Origin of the sequence: Pseudomonas baetica, assembly GCF_051216495.1 — a bacterium.
GTDB lineage: Bacteria > Pseudomonadota > Gammaproteobacteria > Pseudomonadales > Pseudomonadaceae > Aquipseudomonas > Aquipseudomonas baetica_B.
This window is the reverse complement of the sequence record NZ_JBPKAM010000030.1, coordinates 39,293-63,191: the sequence shown is the minus strand read 5'-3', so window position 1 is coordinate 63,191 and position 23,899 is coordinate 39,293. Positions and strand designations below refer to the sequence as shown.

Genomic DNA, 23,899 nt, shown 5'->3' with positions numbered 1-23,899 from the left:
TTCTTGACGACCATAGAGCATTGGAACCACCTGATCCCATCCCGAACTCAGAAGTGAAACGATGCATCGCCGATGGTAGTGTGGGGTTTCCCCATGTGAGAGTAGGTCATCGTCAAGATTAAATTCCAAAACCCCTGTCTGCTTGCGCAGACAGGGGTTTTGTCGTTTTAGTCTAGCTAAAACGCAAACTCAAAAAGCCAGTCCCTGAATTCAACGATTGGCTTTTTCTGGCATTTACGCGAACAGCTTGCGCACGTTGTTCATCGCATCATCGGCAAAGCCCTGTACGAAGCTCCTGAAACCCGGCAATACCGCTTCGCCGCCTTGCGTCGGTTCGGCGATGATGGTCCAGGTTGCGACGGATTTAGCCGAGCCCGCAGGTTTGACCTGCATCGCCGCCCACAGATTGGCCACACCCAGGGTGTTGTAGATCGTTGTCCAGGTCATGCTCAGGGCCTGATCGTCGCGGGAATTGAGCTGTTCGACCACCAGATTGCCGTCCTTGAAGAATTTCTTGCGCAGGGACGACACGCCCTCACCAGTCATCTCGATGTGAGACAGCGCCGGGATGAATTGGTCGAAGCCGGCAAAGTTGCCGACCACGGTCCACACCTGTGTGGCATCGGCTGGGACTTCCACTGACGACACGACGTGGCAGCCCTGTGGATTTTTGATCAGAGTATCGGGTTGCAGTGTATTCATGGTTTTGCTCCGTTCTTGTTTGGGATGAATCAGATGAAATTGATTTCCTTGAGGTAGTCGCAGCCGCGACGCAGCAACGCCGGGGACTTTTCCGGATAGCGGGCCCCCATCTGCCGTATACCGGCCTGAGCATTGTCGTGACCGATCATCGAGATATCGCCGATGTCTTCCTCAAAGCCGTTGAGGTAGAAACCCAGCACACCGAACAGCGCGTTATCGCTGTCGACCCGATCCAGTTGTTGTTGCCAGTCGGCGACACTGACCAGGGAGAACTCTCGACCGGCTTCACGAAAAGTCGCCACATAACGGTCCCAGCTCAGAGGCTCGGGGTTGTGCAGGTTGAACACCGCTTTTTCAGGCTGATAACGGCTGGCATGGAAGGCGATGAAGCGGGCCAGGAAATCCACCGGCATCAGGTCGAAATTCAACGTGAACTCCGGCACCTGACCGAGTTGGATCGAACCCTTGAGCATCAACATCAATCGGTTCTTGTGCGGTTGGCAGACGCCCGTGAGGCTGTTGAAGCTGATGTTGCCGGGCCGATAGAGATTGACCCGCACACCACGTTCCCGCGCACGTCCGAGGATTCGCTCACCCACCCACTTGGACAGGTTGTAGCCGTTCTTGATGTAGATCGGCGGGGTCTGCGCGGCGGGCAGTTCGAGCACTCGGCCATCGTCGGACATCGAGCTTGAGGCCGAGAGTGTCGAGACGAAGTTGAAGATTTTTTTGCTGCGCCCTTCGCACAACCGCAAGCACTCGAAGATGGGGTCGACGTTGTCCCTTGCCAGCGACTCGTAATCGAGCACGTGATTGACGTTGGCGGCGTTGTGCACCAGAGCGCCGAACTCACGATCGAGGCGCTCGTAAATGTCGTCGGTCAACCCCAGTTGCGGGCGTGTGATGTCGGCCGCGTAAACCCGCACCCGACTCAAGTCCAGATGCTCCAATCGATTCTCGCGCAGCGCCTGGGCGAAGCGATCGGCAGCCGATTGCCCGTTACCGTCTCGGACCAGGCAGGCGACTTCGGAAGCGCCCCATGCCAACAACGCCTCGACAATGTGTACGCCGACAAAGCTGTTGGCGCCGGTGACGACTACCTTGTGCACATCACCCATGCGGCTGATGGGTAATGGTTGGACTTGAAGTTCGCGGGAGGCATCGGCCATCGCCTGTGCACTCAGGACTTCTTCGCGGCCGGAGCCGCGCACCAGGGTCGCCAGTTTGATGATGGTGGGCAATTCGATAAAACGATTGATCGAAATGCTGCGGCCGAACGCTTCGCGCAAACGCAGCAGCATCCGTGACAGCAGGATCGAATGACCGCCCAGATTGAAAAAGCTCTCATCAGTGGAAATATCGCTGGCTGGCAACTCCAGCAGCTCGGCCCAGATCTCCAGTAGCAGGGCTTCATCGGCGCTGCTGGGCAAACGTATTGCGGCGTTTTCGCTGAAGCTGACCGGCAAAGCCAGTAGCGCCTTGCGATCGACCTTGCCATTGCTGGCGAATGGCATGTTCGCCAGTTCGGTCCATGCACCAGGTTGCATGTAGTCCGGCAGGTGTTGCGCCGCATGTGCCTTTAGCGCTTCGCGGGCGGCGCCGGGCCGGTCTTCCTGAGGCTGGGCGAGGAAGGCCAGAATCCGCCGTTGGCTGTCGATCACCACCGCCACCTGGCGGTACAACTGACTGTCGCGCAGGCAGCGTTCAATCTCTTCCGGCTCGACGCGAAAGCCGCGAATCTTCACCTGGTTATCGCGTCGGCCGCACAACTCGATGCCGTCGCCAGTCCACTTGGCCATATCGCCAGTGCGGTAGGCGCACAGACTCTCGCCATCAGGCAGTGTCAGGCTCAAATAGCGCTCGGCGGTTTGTTCTGGATTGTTCAGGTAACCCAGGCACACGCCGGGACCTGCGATGTACAACTCGCCAACGGTTTGCTCGACCACCGGTTGAAGATCCTCATCGAGAATCAGCACCTGGCTGTTGGCGATAGGGTGTCCCAGCGTCCGATTGTGATCACCGGCCTGTAGTTGTCGCGCAGTAATCAGCACCGTGGCTTCGGTGGGGCCATAGAGGTTGTAGAGTTTGCCCTGACGGGTCAGTTGCTCGATGACCCAAGGCTCGCAGACATCGCCACCAGTCATGATGCGCTCGACATCGCGCAACTGTTCCAGCGGGAGAATGCTCAGCAGTGCTGGCGGTAAGAAAGCGTGGCTCAACGGCTGGTGACGGATCAGCTTCACCAGTTGTGACGGGTCGCGACGCTGATCGTCGTTGGGCACGACCAATTCGGCACCCTGCAACAAGGTCGGAAAAATGTCGATCAGCGATGAGTCGAAACTCAGCGAGGAAAACTGCAGCACTCGGCTCTGTTCAGTCAGTTGCACAAAGTCGGCATACCACGCCGTGAAGTGGGCGAGGTTGGCCTGGCTGAGCAGTACGCCTTTGGGGTGGCCGGTAGTGCCCGAGGTGTAGAGCGCCATGCATGGAGCATCAAGATCGGGACGCTGGCGCATCAGCGGCAGATCGAGCGAGACCTCTTTGGGATTGATCGCGGTGATATCCAGGCTTGGCATTTCAGACGCCAGCGGATGTTGCCCGTCATGCAGCAGCAACACGGCACCTGCGTTCGACAAGATGTACTGCTGGCGTTGCAGTGGATGGCTCGGCTCCAGTGGCAGGTACACCGCGCCGCTGCCCAGCACCGCCAGAATCCCCGCATACAACACACTGCATTTGGGCAGGCAGATTCCGACCACCCACGGACCTTCATGCTGATCGAGCATGGGTTGCAAACGTTGTTGAACCGCGCGGCTCAATGCATGCAGCTGACGATAGTCGAGGGTGGTGCCTGCAACCTTCAAGGCCGGTCGATCGGCACTGGCAATGAAACGCTGCTCAAGTCGCTCGATCATCGGTACCTGAGCGAGCTCCAGCAACTTCGGCTCAGCGGTGACATTGCCTCGGTGGAGGAAGGCCAGGCGGTCGAGATACAGCAGGTTTTCGACCGTCTCGAAGTGAACAGGGGACGCGGGTTCAGCGAGCCGAAAATACTCGGCGTCCCGTGAGTAGCGACTGACCAGCAGGGCCACATGATCCACCAGTTCCGCCACTGTGCGCAGTCGCAGTGCCTGACCGTTGCCCGAAGGTTCATCGGCGATCGGTACACGGGTGAACAGCGTCGAATCGTGCAGGCATAGCAAGTCCAGCGACGGCAGGCCGGACGAATCCGCAAGCCCGATACCCATTTGCAGGGTCAACCGCGTCGCCTCCGGGAGCTCTTCGACCGCAAGGCTTGCATCATCGATCACAAGGTCCACGCGGAGCGGCAAACGTTCATTACGCGCCATCATCCGCGTCAGTACATGGCCGTTTTGTTCAAGTTCCAGCCCCAGCTCGGTCAATGCCTGGCTTCGTCCAATGAGCAGAATGTCGAGACGTCTCATGATGCACTCCTCGTCAAATCAGGTAGTCGCCCAAGGCGCTTTGCACGCACGGTGAATCGAGCAGCGAGCTGCTGCGGAAGAACCGTACGATGTTGGCCACCAACGGATGATGGCGATTGATGGGAAAGGCCAGCCCCGACACTTCGTCCTTGAGGGCCAGGCGCGCGGTGTCGCTGATTGGCAAGGCGTCGATCAAGCGGAAATCGAAGGACTTCTGGATATCGTTGGTCAAGTAATGGCCGATGAATACCGGCAGGATTTGCGCGATGCACTGGCGCTCGTCTTCGCTCGCGGTGTGCCAGTAGATGCGCACCATCCGCGACCAAAAGCTCGAGTGCCGGCCTTCGTCGAGCAAGTGGTCAGCCATCAAGCCCTTGATCGATTGCTTGACCGTGTCGTCCTTGGCGAACGCTGCGACATCGCCAGTCACGGTGTTCTCGGCGATGGCCACGCAGATCAGCTCCACGGCGCCGCGCAGGTGTGGTGGCGCCAGCGCAACGGCGACCGGGATCGCTCGGCTCAGCTCGATCTCATCAGGCAGATCGATGGGCGTGATACCGGTCATGGTGACGGTCTGCTGCATGAAATCCATGGCCACTAACGCGTGGTAATCCTCGTCTACGACCACGGTCATGGCGTCGTAGCGACAGGCAAACGGAAAGGCGACGTCGAAGCGATTCTTGGCGATGCTGCGGGCGGTCTTGTCGACGATTTCGGTTTCGAAAATCACCACGTCATTGATGAATTTGTACAGCGTCTGCACCAGGGCAAAGTCGCGTTGCTGCGGGCATTCGCGCAGAAAGGTCTCGCTGAGCACCAGCGGCTGGCGGCTCAGTGGATAGATCAGTTTGTCGTCGTTCTCCAGCACGCGCCGCGGGCGGGTGCGGATGGTGGCACGGCTCTCCCAGGCGTCGGCGAACGACAGGTAGTCGGCGGCGTTCATGCGTTAACCTCCGCCAGTGGCTCGCTCATGCTCAGCCGCAAGCCGTCCCACAGGGCGATGCGGCTTTCCACGGCGGCGATGGCGCTGGCATACACGTCTTCCTCGCGTTGCGGGTCGCCATCGACCAGCCTGGCGAGCAGTTTTTCCGCAGCGGGGCCGTGGTCCTCGGCGTCGACTTCGATGTGTCGTTCGAGGTAGTAACGAAAGGTCGGAGCCTGCGCGATACCGATGCCCCAGTCATCGAGAATGCGCTGGAACATCTGTGGGATGACGCTTTCGCGACCATGCAGAAAAGCGGCCGCGACACTGTGCCCCGGCGCATGCAACGCGGTGTTTAGCGTATGGCGAACGAACCGCGCCGCCGCCGGGTCGACATCCACGCTTTGCAGCGCCACGTCGTAGCTCACACCTTCCTGTTGCAGCGCTACGAAACGTTCGACGGCGGCGGTACTGGCGCCCACTTCACGCATCGCATCCAAGTACAGCTCGAAATGGCTGTAGTGACCCTGGGCCGGGCGATCATCGGATTCTTCACCCAACACGATTTCATTGATCAGCCGCGCTGCCTGCGGATCACGCGGTGGCAGCCAGGGCAGTTGGGTGCAGGTCAGCTCCTGTTGCAAACGCTTGGTCAGCGACATGAAATCCCACACGGCAAATACATGGGTTTCCATGAAGCGTTGCAATATCGGCAGTGAGTGGATTTCGGAGAAAATCGGATGTGCACTCAGTTCAGATTTTTTTTGTTCGAGTCGTTCTTTAGTGGGTTTCATGTGCAGGCCCTTAAGTCATCGAATGTCAGAGTTGATCAATGGCTGACTGCTGTTTGAAGTTTTCTGCTGGCGAGCGGATCCCTCAAACGAATTGATCTGTAGTCGTTGCTTTCAGAACAGTGTTAATGGGCTGTGCAGCCGTGTTTATTGGCGACGCTGGAAAAACTATTACACAAATAAAGTGTTGGGCAAGTTATTTTATTGGTATTTAAGTATTCAACTTTCTTGGGTGCGATAAGTTTCAATAAAACTTTTCGCATGGGTTTTATTTGGATGTAGTTGCTCCTTCCGGCTTATATAAGTCAGAATTTTTATGAAGAGTGAATGCCTCACTCGAAGCAACGTTCTAGTTGAATATCGTTGAGGTGATCTAAGGGTTGGAAGTTGGCCGCAGTTGCGCCAATTCATCCGTTCCCGTGACAAGGCTCCTTCCGTAGGTTCTTGGTGCGGGGACTGCGTCATTCTCGTGATGCGTCACCCGTTCATCGGTAATTGGCACCCCAAGAGTGAGCGTAATTCAAGGCTGCCGCCATCACCGAGGACCGGGAGTCGGGGAGGGATTTAGAGGAGGGAGTTTTGTAAGCGGATTGTTCGGTAAATATGTGGCGAGGGAGCAAGCTCCCTCGCCACAGGATGATGAGTTAATTCGAAGTGTTTCTGCTCTGGGCCTCAGGACTGTTGAGGTAGCGGGTAATCACCTCTACCCCCCGATTGAGGTGATTTTCGAGCAGCTTCACCGTGGCTTCGACGTCCCGGTTTTCGGCAGCATGCAACAGCGCCCGGTGATCTTCCTGGGACAGTTTGCCCAGGCCCATCGCTTCGAGGTTGAAGCGCAGGAAGCGCTCCTCCTCGTTCAGCCCGTCTTCGACCAGTCTGAGCAGACGTTTATTGGGCGCCTTGCAGTAAAGCGACATATGAAACAGGCGATTGAGCCGACCGATCTCCGTGTAGTCGTGTTCCGTTTCCAGCTCGTCGATGTAGCGGGCTGCCTGTTCCAGGTCCGCGTCTTCAAGCAACGGGATCGACAAGCGTAGCGCTTCGGATTCCAGCAGGATACGCAGTGCGTAGGTTTCCGTGGCATCGCCTTGAACAAGGGGCGCGACCACGGCGCCTTTATGGGCAATCACGTTGAGCAAGGACTGGGCTTCGAGCTGGCGCAAGGCTTCGCGCACCGGCATGCGGCTGACACCAAACAGGTCGGCCAGGTCTTGCTGGCGCAGTGCAATACCGCAAGGCAAGCGGCCATCGAGAATGGCCGAACGTAACGTTTCCTCGATCACCGAGCGCGCCAGGTGCGCGGGAATCGGTCCGTCAACCTTGATACTGCTGAGAGGGTTGGGCTTTTGTGTCACTACTAAGCACCCTGATTGACTAAGTTGTTTTTGGATCCAACTGACACTAGTAACGGCCTCTTGGCTTGTCAAACGCCTGACAGAGCGCCCTTTCTTCAGTTTAGCGCGCCATCGGTGATCTCACCGTGCCATTGTTTTTTAACGGGCTAACCTACACCATCAACCGACTTCCACTTGCCCACCCTGGATGCCTCGCATTGGCGGTACGTTTTCCGATCCCCCGGTTGTTGTGCTGGTTGTGCGGTGCGTTGCTGCTGGCCGGCGTGATGCTGGGCGATGTGTTGGGCGATGGACAGGCCGATTGGGACTTTTCCCTGATCAGCCGCCGGGCGCAGGCATTGTACGGACCTTTGGGCGAAGGTCAGCAGCGTATTGATGATTGGCAACAGTTGCTGACTACCCAGAAGCAGGTCAGCGAACTGGAACAGCTCAACCGGATTAACCGGTTCTTCAACCAGCGGATGCGCTACGTCGAAGACATCGACCTGTGGCACCAGGTCGATTACTGGGAAACCCCGATCCAAGCCTTGTGGAAAGGCGCTGGCGATTGCGAAGACTACGCTATTGCCAAGTATTTCAGCCTGCGCCATCTCGGCGTGGCCAGCGACAAGTTGCGCATTACCTACGTCAAGGCGTTGCGTCTGAATCGTGCGCACATGGTGCTGACCTATTACGCCAGTCCGAACGCCATGCCGCTGGTGCTCGACAGCCTGACAGACCTTATCCAGCCGGCCAGCCAGCGTACGGATCTGTTGCCGGTCTACGCTTTCAATGCGGAAGGGGTGTGGCTACCGGGTGCCAAGGGCAACCAGAAGGTTGGTGACACCAAGCGCCTGTCCCGCTGGCAGGATCTGCTGAAGAAAATGCAGGCTGAAGGATTTCCGGTCGAGACGACTCACTAGGAGCACACCCACAGATGTCCTTGTTCAAACAGCTGTTGATCGCTATCTGTCTGTTCCTGGTCGTCGCCTTCACCGGCAGCTTCATGGTCAGTCTGGAGAGCTCGCGCACCCAGTATGTCAATCAATTGCGCTCCCATGCCCAGGACGCCGCTACGGCGCTGGCGCTGTCCCTGACGCCGAACATCGACGATCCGGCGATGACCGAATTGCTGGTCAGTTCGATTTTCGACAGCGGTTACTATGCCAGCATCCGGGTGATTGACCTGTCCAACGACAAGACGCTGGTCGAGCGCAGCGGCATCCCGGCGGACACCCAGGTGCCGGGCTGGTTCGTCCGGCTCATTGGCCTGGAACCTGCCGGTGGCGATGCGATCGTCAGTCGCGGATGGGAGCAGGCCGCGCGGGTCGAAGTGGTCAGCCATCCGATGTTCGCGCTGGCCAAGCTGTGGCAAAGCGCGCTGGGCAGCCTGGTGTGGTTGCTCATCTGCGGCGTGGTCAGTGCGGTGTTGGGGGCAGTGTTGCTGCGTCAACAATTGAAGCCGCTCGATTACATGGTCCAGCAGTCCCAGGCCATCGCTCGCCGTGAGTTCCTCAGTTTGCCGCAGCTGCCGCGTACGCCCGAATTGCGGCGTGTGGTGCAGGCCATGAACCAGATGGTCGAGAAGCTCAAGGCGCTGTTTCAGGAACAGGCCGAGCGCAGTGAAAAGCTGCGGGTCGAGTCCTATCAGGACAACCTGACCGGGCTGGCCAACCGTCGTTATTTCGAGATGCAATTGAACGCGAGGGTGAGCAACCTTGAGCAGGCCAGCTCCGGTTACTTGCTGTTGTTGCGGGTTCAGGATTTGGCCGGTCTCAACCAGCGTCTGGGCGGTCAACGCACCGATGCGTTGCTGCAGGCGGTCGGTGAGCAATTATCACGCGAATGCGCTCGATATCCGGCAACGCAAAACCTCGTCACGCGCATTCGGGGCGGCGAGTTTGCCGTGCTGGCGCCGGGGCTGATGCGCGAAGAAGCACAGCAACTGGCACAACATCTCGACACTGCCCTGGCCAGCCTGTACGCGACTGGTGCTACCGACGTGGCCTCGGTCGCCGCGATCGGGTTGGCGCCGTATGTTCATGGCGACGCGCCGCAAGCGGTACTCGGGCTCGCGGATCAGGCTCTGGCGCAGGCCGAAAGCCAGGTCGATTCGCACTGGGTCTGCCTGGATCACAGCGCCTTGGCGGGTATCGGCGAGGATCACCATGCCTGGCACGACCTGCTGGATCAGGCACTGAATCAGCGGCGATTCAAACTGTATTTCCAGCCGGTGGTGGCCAGTCAGGACACCCAATTGATACTGCACCACAAAGTGCTGTCACGGCTGATTGACGATCAAGGCCAGAGCATTCCGGCCGGGCGTTTCCTGCCTTGGTTGCAGCGGTTTGGCTGGACCGCGAGGCTGGATCGCCTGATGTTGGAGTTGGTGTTGGAGCAGATGGCCGATCACGAAGCATCGCTGGCGCTTAACCTGTCTTCGGCCACCCTGGAAGATCCGCAGGCGTTGGATGCGCTCTTCGAACGCTTGCGTTCGCATGCCGATCTGGGGCCGCGGCTGACCCTGGAAATCGGTGAAGAACAACTATCGGAGCAAATCATGCTCGAGGACCTGACACGGCGTTTGCGCGGGCTCGGGTTCTCGTTGAGCCTGCAACATTTTGGCGGGCGTTTCAGCATGATCGGCAACCTGGCGCGGCTCGGGTTGGCTTATTTGAAGATCGATGGCAGCTATATCCGTGCGATCGATCGGGAGAGCGACAAGCGCCTGTTTATCGAAGCCATTCAGCGGGCGGCCCATAGCATCGACTTGCCGTTGATTGCCGAGCAGGTTGAGACCGAGGGCGAGCTGGCGGTGATTCGGGAGATGGGGGTGTATGGGGTTCAAGGGCGGTTGGTGGGTGAGCCAAAGCCTTGGCAGTGAGGCTGTTGAAAAGATCGCAGCCTTCGGCAGCTCCTACAGGGGTGCGCATTCCAAGGTAGGAGCTGCCGAAGGCTGCGATCTTTTGCGGTGATCAGATAAACCCCTCCTCCTCATCATCAACCAAATGACTCAACCCCCCCAAAGCCTCCCGGGCCTGGGTCCGGTCCATGAGTTTGGCCTGTGCGGCGGCTGGCAAGTCGGTGACCAGGATCACGCCTTTGCTGATCAACACCTCGATCAAGTCGTCGAGTACCCGGATCATTTCCAGGTCGCTCTGCTTGAGTTGCTTGAGCTGTTTAATCTGCTTGAGTTGTTTAAGGCTGGTGGCCATGACCTCGTTGGCAAACCAGGCCTGGAGGTCAGGGTGGTCGGCCGGCAGCGTTTCCGTGGATTCGGCGTAGGCTTCGGCTTCGACGCGCATCAGTTGCCCTTCTGCATTGCGTTGCACGTAGAACATGGAGCATCCCTCGGAATTGAATCGCGTCATGCTGTCAGCAGCATAGGCCAAATACGCCATATGGTTATTCACTAACGGTATTTAAAATACTGTTCTTATATCTATAAAGTCACACCCCTGCGTACCTGCCGACCAATCGGCGCGCCGCACGACACGAACCAACACGGGACCTCCGTGAGTTTCTGATCGACGCGCGCGCCCTTGAGCGTGCCGTACGTGGGAGTGATTCAATGTCTGCAGCTACTGCTACCCCAAGCGCCGCGACCATCGCGCCGCAAGCCTTCGAAATCCGTCCGTTCAGCGGTGCGGTGGGCGCCGAGATCATCGGCCTCGATTTATCCCGTCCGATCAACGATCAGGACTTCGCCCTCATTCACCGTGCGCACCTGGATCATCACGTGGTGGTGTTCCGCGAGCAGCGCATTACCCCCGAGCAACAGATCGACTTCAGCCGCCGTTTCGGCGTGTTGCAGATCCATGTGCTTAAACAGTTTCTGCTGGCGGGGCACCCGGAAATTCTCATCGTTTCCAACATTGTCGAGAATGGCCAGAACATCGGCCTCGGCGATGCCGGCAAGTTCTGGCATTCCGACCTCTCCTACAAGGAACTGCCGAGCCTGGGCTCGATGCTGCATGCCCAGGAGCTGCCGTCCGAGGGTGGCGACACCCTGTTTGCTGACATGCACAAAGCCTGGGACAGCTTGCCCGAGGCGCTGCGCAAAGCGGTCGAAGGTCGCTCGGCGGCGCATTCCTACACAGCGCGTTACAGCGAGACCAAATTCGAAGGCAACTGGCGCCCGACCCTGACTGCGGAGCAGCTCGCCCAGGTCGCCGAGGTGATCCATCCGGTGGTGCGTACCCATCCGGAAAACGGCCGCAAGGCGTTGTTCGTCAGTGAAGGGTTCACCACTCGCATCGTTGGCCTGCCGGAGGACGAGAGCCAGCAATTGCTGGCCGAACTCTACGCCCACAGCGTCTTGCCGGAAAACATCTACCGCCATCAGTGGCAGCCCCATGACCTGGTGTTCTGGGACAACCGTTCGCTGATCCACCTTGCCGCCGGTTGCCCGAGCTATCTGCGCCGCAAGCTGTATCGCACCACCATCCAGGGCGACGCGCCTTTCTGATTTGCCGGAGATTCGATCATGTCCAAACGTCTTCCTTTTGCACCGCTGGCTGCGGCCATCGGCCTGGGTTTCAGCCTGATCGCCGGCAGCCTGGTGGCGCCGACCGTGGCCCACGCCGAAGGTGAAATCCGCATCGCCGAACAGTTCGGCATCGTCTATCTGCTGCTCAACGTCGTGCGCGATCAGAACCTGATCGAGAAGTACGGCAAGCAGGCAGGCATCGACATCAAGGTCGACTGGACCCAGCTCTCTGGTGGCGCGGCGGTCAACGATGCGTTGCTGTCCGGCTCCATCGACATTGCCGGTGCCGGTGTTGGCCCGTTGCTGACCATATGGGACCGCACCCACGGCAAACAAAACGTTAAGGCCGTGGCCTCCCTGGGTAACTTCCCGTACTACCTGGTGAGCAATAATCCGAAGGTCAAAACCATCGCCGATTTCACCGAGAAGGACCGCATCGCGGTGCCGGCCGTGGGCGTGTCGGTGCAGTCGCGTTTCCTGCAATACGCGGCTGCCAAGCAGTGGGGCGACAAGGATTTCAATCGCCTCGACAAGTACACCATCGCCGTTCCGCACCCCGACGCCACGGCGGCCCTGATCGCCGGCGGCACCGAATTGACCGGGCACTTCTCCAACCCGCCGTTCCAGGATCAGGCCCTGGAAAACAAGAACGTGCACGTGGTGCTCAACACCTATGATTTGCTCGGCCCGAACTCGCCAACGGTGCTGTTCGCCACCGAGAAATTCCGCAACGAAAACCCGAAAACCTACAAAGCGTTCATCGACGCTCTGACCGAAGCTGCGCAATTCGCGCAGAACGATAAAGGCGCAGCCGCGGACACTTACATCCGTGTCACCAAGGCGAAAATCGACCGTGCCGCGTTGCTGAAAATCATCGACAACCCACAGTTCGAATTCAGCGTCACGCCGAAAAATACCTATCCGCTGGCCGAGTTTCTTTACCGCGTAGGCGCGATCAAAAACAAACCGGATTCGTGGAAGGATTACTTCTTCCAGGACGCCAAGCCGCTGCAAGGGAGCTGACTCACATGAACGCCCCTTTGCAAGGCCACACGGTCAGCAAACCGGCCACGGCAGCCCAAGCGCTGCTGTCGGTCGATAACGTCAGCCTGGAATACCGCACGCCGCAGCGCGTCGTGCGGGCGACCCATCAAGTGAGTTTCGAGATCGACCCGGCGGACCGCTTCGTCCTGCTCGGGCCGTCCGGTTGTGGCAAGTCGACCTTGCTCAAGGCCGCCGCCGGATTCATCCAGCCCGTCGAGGGTGAGATCCGCCTGCAAGGGCGGCGTGTCGATGCGCCGGGGCCGGACCGGATCGTGGTGTTCCAGGAGTTCGATCAACTGCCGCCATGGAAAACCGTCAAACAGAACGTGATGTTCCCGCTGCTGGCCTCCCGAACCCTGAAGAAAAAAGAAGCCGAAGAGCGGGCGCTGCACTACCTGGAGAAGGTGGGGCTGGCGGCGTTTGCCGACGCCTATCCGCATACCCTGTCCGGTGGCATGAAGGCGCGGGTCGCGATTGCCCGGGCTTTGGCCATGCAGCCGAAAATCCTCCTGATGGACGAACCCTTCGCCGCCCTCGATGCCCTGACCCGGCGCAAGATGCAGGAGGAATTGTTGCTGCTCTGGGAGGAGGTGCGCTTCACCCTGCTGTTCGTCACTCACTCCATCGAAGAGGCACTGGTGGTGGGTAACCGTATCCTGCTGCTGTCGCCGCATCCGGGACGGGTGCGGGCGGAAGTCCACAGTCATCAGTACGATTTGCACAGTCTCGGCGGCGTGGCGTTTCAGGAATCAGCGCGGCGCATTCACCGGTTGCTGTTCGATGAAGGCCAGTCGCCGGAAACCGAGCGCGAGCTGGATTTCACCGATATCCGCATCGCTTATTGAGCCGTTTGAGAGGAGGGCCCGATGAGCCATTTATCATCCCCGCGTGAAGAGTTCGAAACCGTATTGCAGCCACTGACCAGCGTACCGCTGGAACGTGAGTTGCCCCTTGGACAACGCCTGTGGCAACAGGGCTGGCTGCGCAAAAGCCTGATCCTGATTTTGCTCGCCGTGCTGTGGGAAGCCGTCGCGCGTTATCAGAATAACGACCTGCTGCTGCCAAGCTTCCTGCAAACCGCCCATGCGTTGTACGACGGACTACTCAGCGGCGAACTGCTGGGCAAGGTGTGGATTTCCCTGGTAGTGCTCGTCAAGGGCTACCTGATCGGCATCGTGCTGGCGTTCGGCCTGACCACACTGGCGGTCTCGACCCAGTTCGGTCGCGACCTGCTGAGCACCCTGACCTCGATGTTCAACCCGTTGCCGGCGATTGCCTTGCTGCCACTGGCGCTGCTGTGGTTTGGCCTGGGGCAGAACAGCCTGATTTTCGTGCTGGTGCATTCGGTGCTCTGGGCGCTGGCGCTGAACACCTATGCCGGTTTCCTCGGCGTCTCCGAAACCCTGCGCATGGCCGGGCGCAACTACGGCCTCAAGGGCATGCGCTTCGTGTTGTTCATCCTCATCCCGGCAGCGCTGCCGTCGATTCTGGCTGGGTTGAAAATCGGTTGGGCGTTTGCCTGGCGTACATTGATTGCGGCCGAGTTGGTGTTCGGTGCGACCAGCGGGAAGGGCGGGTTGGGGTGGTACATCTTTCAGAATCGCAATGAGCTGTACACCGACAAGGTGTTTGCCGGGTTGGCGGTGGTGATTTTGATTGGGTTGCTGGTGGAGAACCTGGTGTTCGATTCGCTGGAGCGGGTGACGGTGAAGCGGTGGGGGATGCAGCGGTGAGGGTGGCCTCACCGCGCTGTTTTTTGGAAGGTGATTAATTTCCCTTTCGAAGCGCTGTGGCTCGTGTTGTGGGCCCCGTCGTACCTGTAATCCGAAGACCACTTCCAGTGCTGGACACAAACGGAGTCTGCTGACCTCTGACTGTATCGGGTCCACTATATGGATTTGGCCGGGTAACGACGCGATTCGATGGTGGTTTTTGATTAAATTTGGGAGGCGGCGGGCCCAGTTTTTCAAGAACTTTCGGATCAAACAAAAAATTGTCGGCAAAGGCTTTTTTTGCACTTTTTGCGGCGCCTAAAACCTGCGATACACCACTATTGGCTAGGCTTGCGGTCTTTCTGAGTACAGGAGTAGCAACGGTTTGCACTGCGTCCGTCAATGCCTGCACGAAGCGCGAAAACGCCCATGGTGAACGCCCCGTGGGATCCGATTGATTCATTGGGTCCGCATTGCAGTACGCATACGCATTCATCCCGCCTTTATCAAACGGACTCAAACTGTCCGGGATGTGAAAACGCATCATCCGAGGGTTGTAAGCACGGTAGCCGTTGCCCAGTAAGTACCAGCCAATATCCGACTCACGCAATTGACCGGTGAAGCCCAGATTCGTCGAAATCTCCTGCTTCGAAGATTGGTCGCCGTAAGCGGAGTAACCGATGAGGTGTGTCTTGCCATCGGCAATCTCGCCAATGACGGACTGACTGTTGTCGATTGCCAGCAGCACCGCACGTTGCCATTTCGGGTTCTGTTTACCAGCAGACATAAAAGACCTTCGCGATAGGGCTGGGGTGGATTTCAGGCAGTTTTACGCGCAACGGCCAAGGTTGAGAACTAGCAGAACTGATAGTGGTTGGGGTGGATGGCGATGGTGGCTGTGCGGGCGCTTTCGCGAGCAGGCTCGCTCCCACAGAGGTTATTTGTCGTGCATAAAATCTGCGTACGCTGAAGATCCATTGTGGGAGCGAGCCTGCTCGCGAAGGGACCGGAACGGCCAACCCATCATCTGGAGGATGTTTGCTAGCATTGCGTTTGAATCAGCTCTGATCAGACAAGAGTGCTCAGCATGCAAATCCCCGACATGAACCTCCTCATCGCCCTAGACGCCCTGCTCGACGAGGGCAGCGTGGTGGGCGCCGCGCGGCGGATGAACCTCAGCCCGGCGGCGATGAGCCGGACGCTGACGCGCATTCGCGAGGCCATCGGCGATCCGATCCTGGTGCGCGCCGGCCGGGGACTGGTGCCGACGCCCAAGGCGCTGGAGTTGCGCGAGCAGGTGCGGGATGTGGTGGAGCAGGCTGCGCAGCTTTTCCATTCGGCCCGTGTGGTGGATCTGGCCAGTTTGCGTCGGCGCTTCAGCATTCGCGCCAACGATTTCTTCATCGGCATCTACGGCGGCAAACTGTTCGACACCATGGAGCGTCAGGCGCCGCATTGCGAGTTGCGTTTTGTGCCAGAGGGCGATGGCGATGATGAGGCCCTGCGCGAGGGCCGTATCGATCTGAGTGTCAGCAACAACCGACCGCTGATGCCGGAAGTGAAGGTGCAGAACCTGTTTTCCACTCAGTTTGTCGGCCTGGTGCGCGAAGACCATCCGTTGCTCGACGAAGAGATCACCGCCGAGCGCTTCGCCGGGTTTTCCCATATCAGCATGTCCCGACGCGGGATCGCGCGTGGGCCGATCGATACGGCGCTCAATGCGTTGGGACTGGAGCGGCGGGTGGCGGTGATTGCGCCGAGTTTCCATGCAGCGATGTTCGCCTTGCCCGATTCGGATCTGATTCTGCCGGTGCCACGGGAAACGCTGTTGAGTGTGCGTCGTCTGGGGTTGAAGCTGCGCTCGTTCACCCTGCCGGTGCCGTTGCCGACCATCATGTTGACTCAGGCCTGGCATCCTCGATTCGACAATGACCCGGCCCACCGCTGGCTGCGCGAAACGCTCAAGCGCTGTTGTGATGAGACGTGGCTGGCTGCCCAGCCCTAGACCTGTAGGAGCCGGGGCGTTAACACCTATGGATGGTGGTCCGCTGGACGCGGCGGTGTTAGTTTTTTCCCATCGTTTCTTCGCGAGTCAGCGTTCTGATCTTGCGCATTTTCATCATCCAATTGCTGCGTCAGACGCACTTATAAATTGCCAATAAGTCAGTTTTCGTCAGCGATTGGCCTTCGTAGACTGCCACCTCAATCATTTCGGAGTTGTGAACCGATGACCTCCCTGACGGCCTCGGTGCCTTTGGCCGCGCCCATCCCGGCCGCCACACCAACCGTATTTGGTCTGCGGATCATCATTGGCCTGGTGGGGGTGCTGCTGGCGGTGCTGGTTTCGGGTTTGAACGAGATGGTGACCAAGGTTGCCCTCGCCGATATTCGTGGCGCGTTGGCCATCGGTTACGACGAAGGCACCTGGCTGGTCGCCAGCTACGCCGCGACCTCGGTCGCGGCAGCGGCCTTCGCGCCGTGGTGTGCGGTGACGTTTTCGCTGCGGCGTTTCACCCTCTGCGCCATCACTGCCTTCACCCTGCTGGGTGTGTTGTGCCCGCTGGCGCCGAATTACGAAAGCCTGCTGGTGTTGCGCACGTTGCAAGGCCTGGCCGGTGGCGCGCTGCCCCCCATGCTGATGACCGTTGCCCTGCGTTTTCTGCCAGCCAATGTGAAGGTCTTCGGCCTGGCCGGTTACGCCCTGACTGCCACCTTTGGTCCAGGGTTAGGTACGCCCCTGGCCGGGTTGTGGACCGAGTACGTCGGTTGGCAATGGACGTTCTGGCAAGTCGTCGCGCCTTGCCTGATCGCCATGCTCGCGGTGGCCTACGGCATCCCCCAGGACCCGTTGAAACTGGAGCGTTTCAAGCAGTTCAACTGGCGCGGTTTGCTGCTGGGTTTTCCGGCGATCTGCATGCTGGTGATCGGCATTCTGCAGGGCAATCGCCTGGATTGGTTTGAGTCGAGCTTGATCAGTTGTTTGCTGGTTGGCGGTTCGCTGTTGCTGGTGCTGTTTCTGATCAACGAGTGGTCGCAGCCGATCCCGTTTTTCAAGATGCAGATGCTCGGTATCCGCAACCTGTCGTTTGCCTTGTTGACCCTGGCCGGGGTGTTGGTGGTGCTGCTGGCAGTGATCATTATTCCGTCCAGCTACCTGGCGCAGGTTCAGGGATATCGCCCGGCGCAGACCGCACCGATCACGCTGCTGGCGGCGCTGCCGCAGTTGATCGCGCTGCCGTTGGTAGCAGCGCTGTGCAACCTGCGTTGGGTCGATTGCCGCTGGGTGCTGGGGATCGGTTTGAGCATGCTGACAGTGTCTTGCCTGGGTGGGGCGCAACTGACCTCAGCGTGGATTCGCGATGACTTTTATGTGTTGCAACTGCTGCAGATTTTCGGCCAGCCCATGGCGGTGCTGCCGCTGTTGATGCTATCCACCGGCAGCATCCAACCGATGGACGGACCGTTCGCGTCGTCGTGGTTCAACACCGTGAAAGGCCTGGCGGCGGTGATTGCCACCGGTGTGTTGGAGACCTTGACCACCGCGCGACTGCACTTTCACTCGACGATGCTGGTGGATCGTCTTGGCAATTCGCCCTTGGCCGAGTCCGACAACGCCGGCCTTGCCCATCGGCTGCATGAGCAAGCCGTGGTGCTGACCGCCGCGGACCTTTACCTGTGCATGGCCGGTGTCTGCGTGGCGCTGATCCTGCTGATTTTCTGGCTGCCGACACGGATCTATCCGCCCCGCGCACCGACCTGAATGCTCCACTGATACTGAAGGTTTTTATGACGACTCAATCCAAGCAAAAAGTGGCCGTGGGCGCTGCCGTCGTGATCGCGGTGGGCCTGTTGATTTACCTGCTGGCGCCCGGCCTGTTCGGCCAGCGCACGCAACAGAGCACCAATGACGCCTATGTCTCTGCAGACTACACGCTGGTGGTGCCACGGGTGGCCGGGTTCATCAAGCAAGTGCTGGTGGAAGACAACCAGCAGGTCAAGGCCGGGCAGTTGCTGGCGCTGATCGATGACCGTGACCTGCGCGCCGCCGCCGAAGCGGCTGCTGCCGAAGCACAGGTGGCCCAGGCGCAACTGCAAAATGCCAAGGCGACGCTTGAGCGTCAGGCTTCGGTCATTGCCCAGGCACAGGCCTCGGTGGTCTCGGCCAAGGCTGAAATGGCGTTCGCCGAACATGAACTCAATCGCTACAACCATCTTGCCGGGGTCGGTGCCGGTACAGTGCAGAACGCGCAGCAGGCGCGCACGCGCATCGATCAGGCCAGCGCCCGGTTGACCAACGCCGCGGCAGTGCTGGCGGCGGAGCGCAAGCAGGTGGACATCCTCACGGCTCAGCGCGACGGCGCGGAAGGTGGCTTGAAACGGGCGCAGGCGAAGCTGGAAATCGCCAGCTACGAGCTGTCCTACACACGCATCGTCGCGCCGCAGGATGGCATGGTCGGCGAGCGTGCCGTGCGGGTCGGCGCCTATGTCACGCCGGGCAGCAAGCTGCTGGCGGTGGTGCCGTTGGCGCAGGCTTATGTGGTGGCCAACTTTCAGGAAACCCAGCTGACCCATGTGCAGCCAGGGCAGGCGGTGCAGGTCAGCGTCGACACCTTTGGTGGCGAAGCGCTCAAGGGGCGGGTCGAGAGCATCGCGCCAGCCACCGGCGTGACCTTCGCCTCGGTCAAGCCAGACAACGCGACCGGTAATTTCACCAAGGTCGTGCAGCGGATTCCGGTGAAGATTGTGCTGGAGTCGGGGCAACCATTGGCCGAGCGGTTGCGGGTGGGGATGTCGGTGGAGGCGAGGATTGATACCTCGAGCGTCGGTGTCGAGCATGAGGTGGCGCAGCGATGAAGATGTTTGGTGGATGGACTGACGCCTTCGCGAGCAGGCTCGCTCCCACAATGGATCGGCGCAATTTCCCCACAAAAGACGCCCCCCTGTGGGAGCGAGCCTGCTCGCGAAGAGGCCATCAGCCGCGACTGACTTTTTGCGTTGCGCTAGTGCTAAGCCTTTCAGCCTGCACCGTCGGCCCGGACTTCCAGAAACCCGAGACTCAACAACCTGCTCAATGGTCCAAGCCCTCAAAAGCAGCCGCCAGCCAGGCCATCGACGAGACCCTCAACGAACGCTGGTGGGAAGTTTTCAACGATCCAAAACTCTCGGCCCTGAGCCAACGCGCCCTGACCGATAACCTCGACCTGAAGCTCGCCAGCAGTCGCCTGGAGCAGAGCCGCGCCGTGCGCCAGGTCGTCACCGCCGACCGCTATCCGACGACTGCTGCCACCGGCAGTTACGTGCGTAAACGCAACAGCGGCGAAGGCTTGATGGACCCCTCCGGGCACAACGGCAATTCCGCGTTCAACCTGTGGGATGCCGGTTTCTCTGCCTCCTGGGAGCTGGATTTTTGGGGGCGTGTGCGTCGTGAAACGGAAGCCGCCGACGCCACCCTGGAAGTCGCGGAAAACGATCGCCGAGGCGTGTTGCTGTCGGTACTCGCCGAGACCGCCCAGGACTACATTCAGCTGCGCGGCGTGCAGAACACCCGGGCTGTCACCGAGCAGAACCTTGAGGTCGCTCGCCACAGTCTGAAACTGTCGCAGCTACGCCTGGCGGACGGTGTAGCGACTGATCTGGATGTCGCCGAAGCCGCCGCGCAAGTCGCCGCCATCGAGTCGCGCCTGCCCGCGCTGGAGCAGCGCCAGGCCCAACTGATCAACGCCTTGAGTCTGTTGATGGGCGAACCGCCCCAGGCGCTGGCGAGCGAATTGTCCAGCAACGCACCGATGCCGCAGACGCCACCTCAGGTCGCCATCGGCCTACCGTCGCAACTGGCCGAGCGGCGCCCGGACATTCGCCAGGCCGAAGCCCGCCTGCATGCCGCCACCGCGAGCATCGGCGTGGCCAAGGGGGATTTCTATCCGCGCATTACCCTGTCGGGCAATGTCGGTTCGCAAGCCATGCAGTTGAGCGATTTCGGTTCCTGGGGCTCGCGCACCTTTGGCATCGGTCCGCAATTCACCCTGCCGCTGTTCGATGGCGGGCGCTTGCGCGGCGTGCTGAACCTGCGCGAAGCCCAGCAACAGGAAGCGGCCATTGCCTACCAGCAAACCGTGCTGCGCGCCTGGCATGAAATCGACGACCAACTGAGCGCCTACAACGCCAGCCAACTGCGCCGCGATAGCTTGGCCGAAGCGGTGCGCCAGAACCGCATCGCCCTGCAAACCGCACAACAGCAGTACGTCGAAGGCGTGGTGGATTTCGTTAACGTGCTCACCGTGCAAGGCGCGCTGCTGGCGACCCAGGAGCAATGGGTCGAGAGCGCGACCGGCGTGTCGCTGGCAGCGGTCGGGTTGTACAAGGCGTTGGGTGGTGGATGGGAGTCGGTGTATCCATTGGCCGTTGCGTCAGGCATTGGCCTAAAGTGAGGAGCATGTTCCGGCCACGGTGAAGAGGGTGGTCTTGGTGGCGCAAAGACAAGAGCAGTTAGTCAAATCCCGCACATCTGGCACGAGCCCGATCGTGACAGGCGGGTTGCTGATCTTTGCACTGGCGGCGCTGGTGCGGTTTTACGACTTGACCGCTGCGGCCATCTGGGGCGACGAAGGCTCCAGCTTGTTGATGAGCCGTTACTCCCTGGTCGACATCTGGGTTCATGCCGCCCATGACGTGCATCCGCCGCTGTATTTCATGCTGCTGCACGGCTGGATCGAGTGGTTCGGCGACGGCATTTTTGCGATCCGCATGTTGAGTGCGCTGCCGGGTATCGTTGCCGTCATGCTGGGCATGTGGCTGGTCCGCTTGATGGCCAATGCTCGTGCGGTGTTACTGGCCGGGCTGATGCTGGCGCTGTTGCCTACGGCGGTGCGCTACAGCCAGGAAGTGCGGATGTACGCGTGGCTGGGCGTGTGGTTGCTCGGCGCCACGATTGCGCTGGTGTATTGGGTCAAACAACCTCGCCACACACGGGCGCTGGTGATTTATGCACTGCTGATGACCGCCGGTTTTTACACCCACTATTTCACTGCGTTGTGCGTGCTGGTCCATTGGGCGTATTTGCTGGTGCTGCGCTTGCAGCCGACCCAACCCCTGAAGCTCATCAATCGCCCTGCCTGGTGGTTGGCCAATGTCGCTATCGTGGTGCTGTTTGCGCCGTGGATTCCCGGCCTGATTGACCTGATCCAGCACATGGACCAGCTCAAGGCAAATGGCGATGTGGGGTGGGAGTTGCCGGTCACGCTGAGCTCCCTGCCATCGATGGTGTGGGATTTCCTGATCCAGGGCGATGGGGATGACCTGCCTTGGCTGCTGTTCGGCGCGCTGCCGATGTTGCTGCTGATCGTAATCGTGATGACGGTTGTGCGTGATCGCAGTCGTTATCGCTGGAGTGTCTTGCTGGCGCTGTACACCTTGTTGCCACTGTCGTTGGTCTACGGCGTTTCATTCATTTCACCGGTGTTCATCGAGCGATACCTGAGCGCCTATGCCCTGGGCCTGCCACTGATCATGGCGCTGGCCATCGACCGCTTGCTCCTGGGCTTTCGCGTGCTGGCGTTTGGGTTGCTGGCGCTGTTTGTCTGCACCGAGCTGGTCGGCTTGAAAACCAATGCCACGGTCGATGTGAATGACCAGGCCAGCATGATGGTCGAGTTCATCAACCGGCATTACGTGGCCGGAGACCGGATCGTCATCAGCGACATGCTCTGGTACATGCCGTATGTCTATTACAACCGTACCGATACGGAGCCGTTGCTTTACACCCCGCCTTTGGCCGATGGCCGCTCCAGCCGCCCCAACGATTATGGCTTCGGCACGTTGGTCAATGGCGAAGCGGACAGGATCTACCTCGATCAACTGAGCCAATTGCCCCGAGGAACCGGACGCGTGTGGTTGATCAGCACCGCCGACCAACCGGACGAATTCGCCCCACTGCCCAGTGGCTGGCAAAAAGTCAGCGAGACCGAGGCGGGTAATAATCGGGCGCGGTTGTTCGTTATGGGATCAGAGCTGCATTGATCGAAAAACTGTGGGAGCGAGCCTGCTCGCGATGAGGCCTTCACATTCAACATCAATGTTGACTGTCAGGCCGCCATCGCGAGCAGGCCCGCTCCCACAGGGTGGTGTTCAAGTTTTCGGTGATAGATCCGCCATGCCCTTGAGCAATTCGATCGGCAACGGAAAGACAATGGTCGAACTCTTGTCGCCGGCAATCGAGCTCAGGGTCTGCATGTAACGCAACTGCATGGCGCCAGGCTGACGACCGAGCATTTCGGCGGCCTGCATGAGTTTTTCCGAGGCCTGCAATTCGCCTTCGGCGTGGATCACCTTGGCCCGGCGTTCACGTTCCGCTTCGGCCTGTTTGGCGATGGCGCGGATCATCGATTCATTAAGGTCCACGTGCTTGATTTCAACGTTGGCCACTTTGATGCCCCAGGCGTCGGTCTGGGCGTCGAGCACTTGCTGGATGTCGATGTTCAGTCGTTCGCGTTCGGCCAGCAATTCATCGAGTTCGTGTTTCCCGAGCACCGCACGCAAGGTGGTCTGCGCCAATTGGCTGGTGGCCATGAGAAAATCTTCGACCTGGATGATTGCCTTCTGCGGATCGAGCACGCGGAAGTACAGCACTGCGTTGACCTTGACCGAGACGTTGTCGCGGGTGATCACATCCTGCGCCGGCACGTCGAGGACCACCGTGCGCAGGTCGACGCGAACCATTTGCTGGATCACCGGAATCAACAGGATCAGGCCCGGGCCTTTGACCTGCCAGAAGCGGCCAAGCTGGAAAACCACCCCGCGCTCGTACTCGCGCAGGATGCGAAAGGTCGCGCCTGCCAATGCGATCAGCAACAAAAGGAGCGCGACAAAACCCAGCTGCAAACCCATGGCTATTCTCCCATCGATACCGCGTCAGTCGCGGCCACTTCCAGCAGTAATCCCTTGCGCGCCACCACCTGGACCCGTTGCCCGATCTGCAACGGCTTGGCGCTCGACACTTGCCAGCGTTCACCCTGCAAATGCACCCAGCCATGGCAGGCATCGCCGGGCTGCAAGGACAACACCGGCGTCACGCTGCCCAGCAGCCCGGCGTCGCCGCTGACGGTATGGCGCGGTCGGGTTTTCAAGGCACGGATCAGCAGGAAGATCAGCAACAGTGCGCTGAGCAGTCCCAGGCCGATCATCAAGGGGACGGGCAATTGGGCGTTGGTCAGGATCACCGCGCCGATCACGAACATGACGATCCCGCCCAGGCCGATCACGCCGTAGTTGGGCAGGGCAGCCTCGGCGATCAAAAACGCGATGCCGAACGTAATCAACCAGATCCCGATGGGATCGGGAGCCGGCATTCCGGCAGTGTCGGCGGCGAGGACCGAGCCGCTCAGCGCCAACAACCCTGCAATGGCACAACAACGCGTATTCACGTGACCCTCCGGGAGAGTCGCTGGTGGTTCTGTATACAGT

20 protein-coding genes and 1 rRNA gene are annotated in these 23,899 nt (G+C 59.7%); 12 read left to right on the top strand and 9 right to left on the bottom strand.

What is annotated here, in order from left to right:
* Positions 1-2 precede the first annotated feature (2 nt).
* Positions 3-118, top strand: a 5S ribosomal RNA gene (gene rrf / locus ACSFE6_RS13355).
* Positions 119-234: 116 nt separating this feature from the next.
* On the opposite strand, the gene ACSFE6_RS13350 is transcribed toward rrf, so the two are convergent.
* The 5 genes from ACSFE6_RS13350 to ACSFE6_RS13330 all read right to left on the bottom strand — a co-directional run bounded on the left by ACSFE6_RS13350 (position 235) and on the right by ACSFE6_RS13330 (position 7,216).
* Positions 235-702 (bottom strand): SRPBCC family protein, encoded by a 468-nt coding sequence (locus tag ACSFE6_RS13350; protein ID WP_435428040.1) that lies wholly within the window; start codon positions 700-702, stop codon positions 235-237.
* A gap of 29 nt (positions 703-731) precedes the next feature.
* On the bottom strand, positions 732-4,148 hold the full coding sequence (locus ACSFE6_RS13345) for a non-ribosomal peptide synthetase (RefSeq protein WP_435428039.1): 3,417 nt from the start codon (positions 4,146-4,148) through the stop codon (positions 732-734).
* A 13-nt stretch (positions 4,149-4,161) separates the two neighbouring features.
* Positions 4,162-5,091, bottom strand: a complete 930-nt coding sequence (locus ACSFE6_RS13340) for a diiron oxygenase (protein WP_435428038.1) — start codon at positions 5,089-5,091, stop codon at positions 4,162-4,164.
* A complete protein-coding gene (locus ACSFE6_RS13335; protein WP_435428037.1) occupies positions 5,088-5,864 on the bottom strand; it encodes a DUF3050 domain-containing protein in 777 nt (258 codons plus the stop codon). Before ACSFE6_RS13335 ends, ACSFE6_RS13340 begins: the two co-directional genes overlap by 4 nt.
* Positions 5,865-6,505: 641 nt before the next feature.
* Positions 6,506-7,216, bottom strand: coding sequence for a GntR family transcriptional regulator (locus ACSFE6_RS13330; protein ID WP_435428036.1), 711 nt, complete (start codon positions 7,214-7,216; stop codon positions 6,506-6,508).
* A gap of 197 nt (positions 7,217-7,413) precedes the next feature.
* Between ACSFE6_RS13330 and lapG the strand changes: the two genes are divergently transcribed.
* Both lapG and lapD read left to right on the top strand, forming a co-directional pair.
* On the top strand, positions 7,414-8,118 hold the full coding sequence (gene lapG / locus ACSFE6_RS13325; protein ID WP_435428035.1) for a cysteine protease LapG: 705 nt from the start codon (positions 7,414-7,416) through the stop codon (positions 8,116-8,118).
* A 14-nt stretch (positions 8,119-8,132) separates the two neighbouring features.
* The gene (gene lapD, locus ACSFE6_RS13320; RefSeq protein WP_435428034.1) at positions 8,133-10,079 is read left to right on the top strand and encodes a cyclic di-GMP receptor LapD; all 1,947 of its coding nucleotides are present in this window, start codon (positions 8,133-8,135) and stop codon (positions 10,077-10,079) included.
* A 91-nt stretch (positions 10,080-10,170) separates the two neighbouring features.
* Here lapD and ACSFE6_RS13315 read toward each other — a convergent pair whose 3' ends face one another.
* Positions 10,171-10,536, bottom strand: coding sequence for a tryptophan synthase subunit beta (locus ACSFE6_RS13315; RefSeq protein WP_435428033.1), 366 nt, complete (start codon positions 10,534-10,536; stop codon positions 10,171-10,173).
* A gap of 230 nt (positions 10,537-10,766) precedes the next feature.
* On the opposite strand from ACSFE6_RS13315, the gene ACSFE6_RS13310 reads away from it, so the two are divergent.
* From ACSFE6_RS13310 to ACSFE6_RS13295, 4 genes are read left to right on the top strand one after another with little or no spacing between them, the layout of a single operon-like run.
* Entirely contained in the window at positions 10,767-11,663 is an 897-nt protein-coding gene (locus ACSFE6_RS13310; RefSeq protein ID WP_435428032.1) for a TauD/TfdA dioxygenase family protein, read from the top strand.
* 18 nt (positions 11,664-11,681) lie between these two features.
* Positions 11,682-12,707: an ABC transporter substrate-binding protein gene (locus ACSFE6_RS13305; RefSeq protein WP_435428031.1), complete on the top strand. Its 1,026-nt coding sequence runs from the start codon at positions 11,682-11,684 to the stop codon at positions 12,705-12,707.
* A gap of 5 nt (positions 12,708-12,712) precedes the next feature.
* Entirely contained in the window at positions 12,713-13,573 is an 861-nt protein-coding gene (locus tag ACSFE6_RS13300) for an ABC transporter ATP-binding protein (protein WP_435428030.1), read from the top strand.
* A gap of 21 nt (positions 13,574-13,594) precedes the next feature.
* On the top strand, positions 13,595-14,461 hold the full coding sequence (locus ACSFE6_RS13295) for an ABC transporter permease (protein ID WP_435428029.1): 867 nt from the start codon (positions 13,595-13,597) through the stop codon (positions 14,459-14,461).
* 34 nt (positions 14,462-14,495) lie between these two features.
* Here the strand turns inward: ACSFE6_RS13295 and ACSFE6_RS13290 are convergent, their stop codons facing one another.
* On the bottom strand, positions 14,496-15,227 hold the full coding sequence (locus ACSFE6_RS13290) for an RHS repeat-associated core domain-containing protein (RefSeq protein WP_435428028.1): 732 nt from the start codon (positions 15,225-15,227) through the stop codon (positions 14,496-14,498).
* 300 nt (positions 15,228-15,527) lie between these two features.
* On the opposite strand from ACSFE6_RS13290, the gene ACSFE6_RS13285 reads away from it, so the two are divergent.
* The 5 genes from ACSFE6_RS13285 to ACSFE6_RS13265 all read left to right on the top strand — a co-directional run bounded on the left by ACSFE6_RS13285 (position 15,528) and on the right by ACSFE6_RS13265 (position 22,456).
* A complete protein-coding gene (locus ACSFE6_RS13285; RefSeq protein WP_435428027.1) occupies positions 15,528-16,445 on the top strand; it encodes a LysR family transcriptional regulator in 918 nt (305 codons plus the stop codon).
* 222 nt (positions 16,446-16,667) lie between these two features.
* A complete protein-coding gene (locus ACSFE6_RS13280; RefSeq protein WP_435428026.1) occupies positions 16,668-18,200 on the top strand; it encodes an MFS transporter in 1,533 nt (510 codons plus the stop codon).
* A gap of 26 nt (positions 18,201-18,226) precedes the next feature.
* Positions 18,227-19,294, top strand: a complete 1,068-nt coding sequence (locus ACSFE6_RS13275; RefSeq protein WP_435428025.1) for an HlyD family secretion protein — start codon at positions 18,227-18,229, stop codon at positions 19,292-19,294.
* The gene (locus tag ACSFE6_RS13270; RefSeq protein ID WP_435428024.1) at positions 19,291-20,868 is read left to right on the top strand and encodes an efflux transporter outer membrane subunit; all 1,578 of its coding nucleotides are present in this window, start codon (positions 19,291-19,293) and stop codon (positions 20,866-20,868) included. The genes ACSFE6_RS13275 and ACSFE6_RS13270 overlap by 4 nt, the downstream gene beginning before the upstream one ends.
* A 94-nt stretch (positions 20,869-20,962) precedes the next feature.
* Positions 20,963-22,456 carry a glycosyltransferase family 39 protein gene (locus ACSFE6_RS13265; protein WP_435428023.1) on the top strand — a complete coding sequence of 498 codons (1,494 nt, stop codon included), beginning with the start codon at positions 20,963-20,965 and terminating at the stop codon, positions 22,454-22,456.
* A 108-nt stretch (positions 22,457-22,564) separates the two neighbouring features.
* Here ACSFE6_RS13265 and ACSFE6_RS13260 read toward each other — a convergent pair whose 3' ends face one another.
* The gene (locus ACSFE6_RS13260) at positions 22,565-23,323 is read right to left on the bottom strand and encodes a slipin family protein (RefSeq protein WP_096513998.1); all 759 of its coding nucleotides are present in this window, start codon (positions 23,321-23,323) and stop codon (positions 22,565-22,567) included.
* A 2-nt stretch (positions 23,324-23,325) separates the two neighbouring features.
* Entirely contained in the window at positions 23,326-23,859 is a 534-nt protein-coding gene (locus tag ACSFE6_RS13255; RefSeq protein WP_435428022.1) for an NfeD family protein, read from the bottom strand.
* Positions 23,860-23,899: the final 40 nt, after the last annotated feature.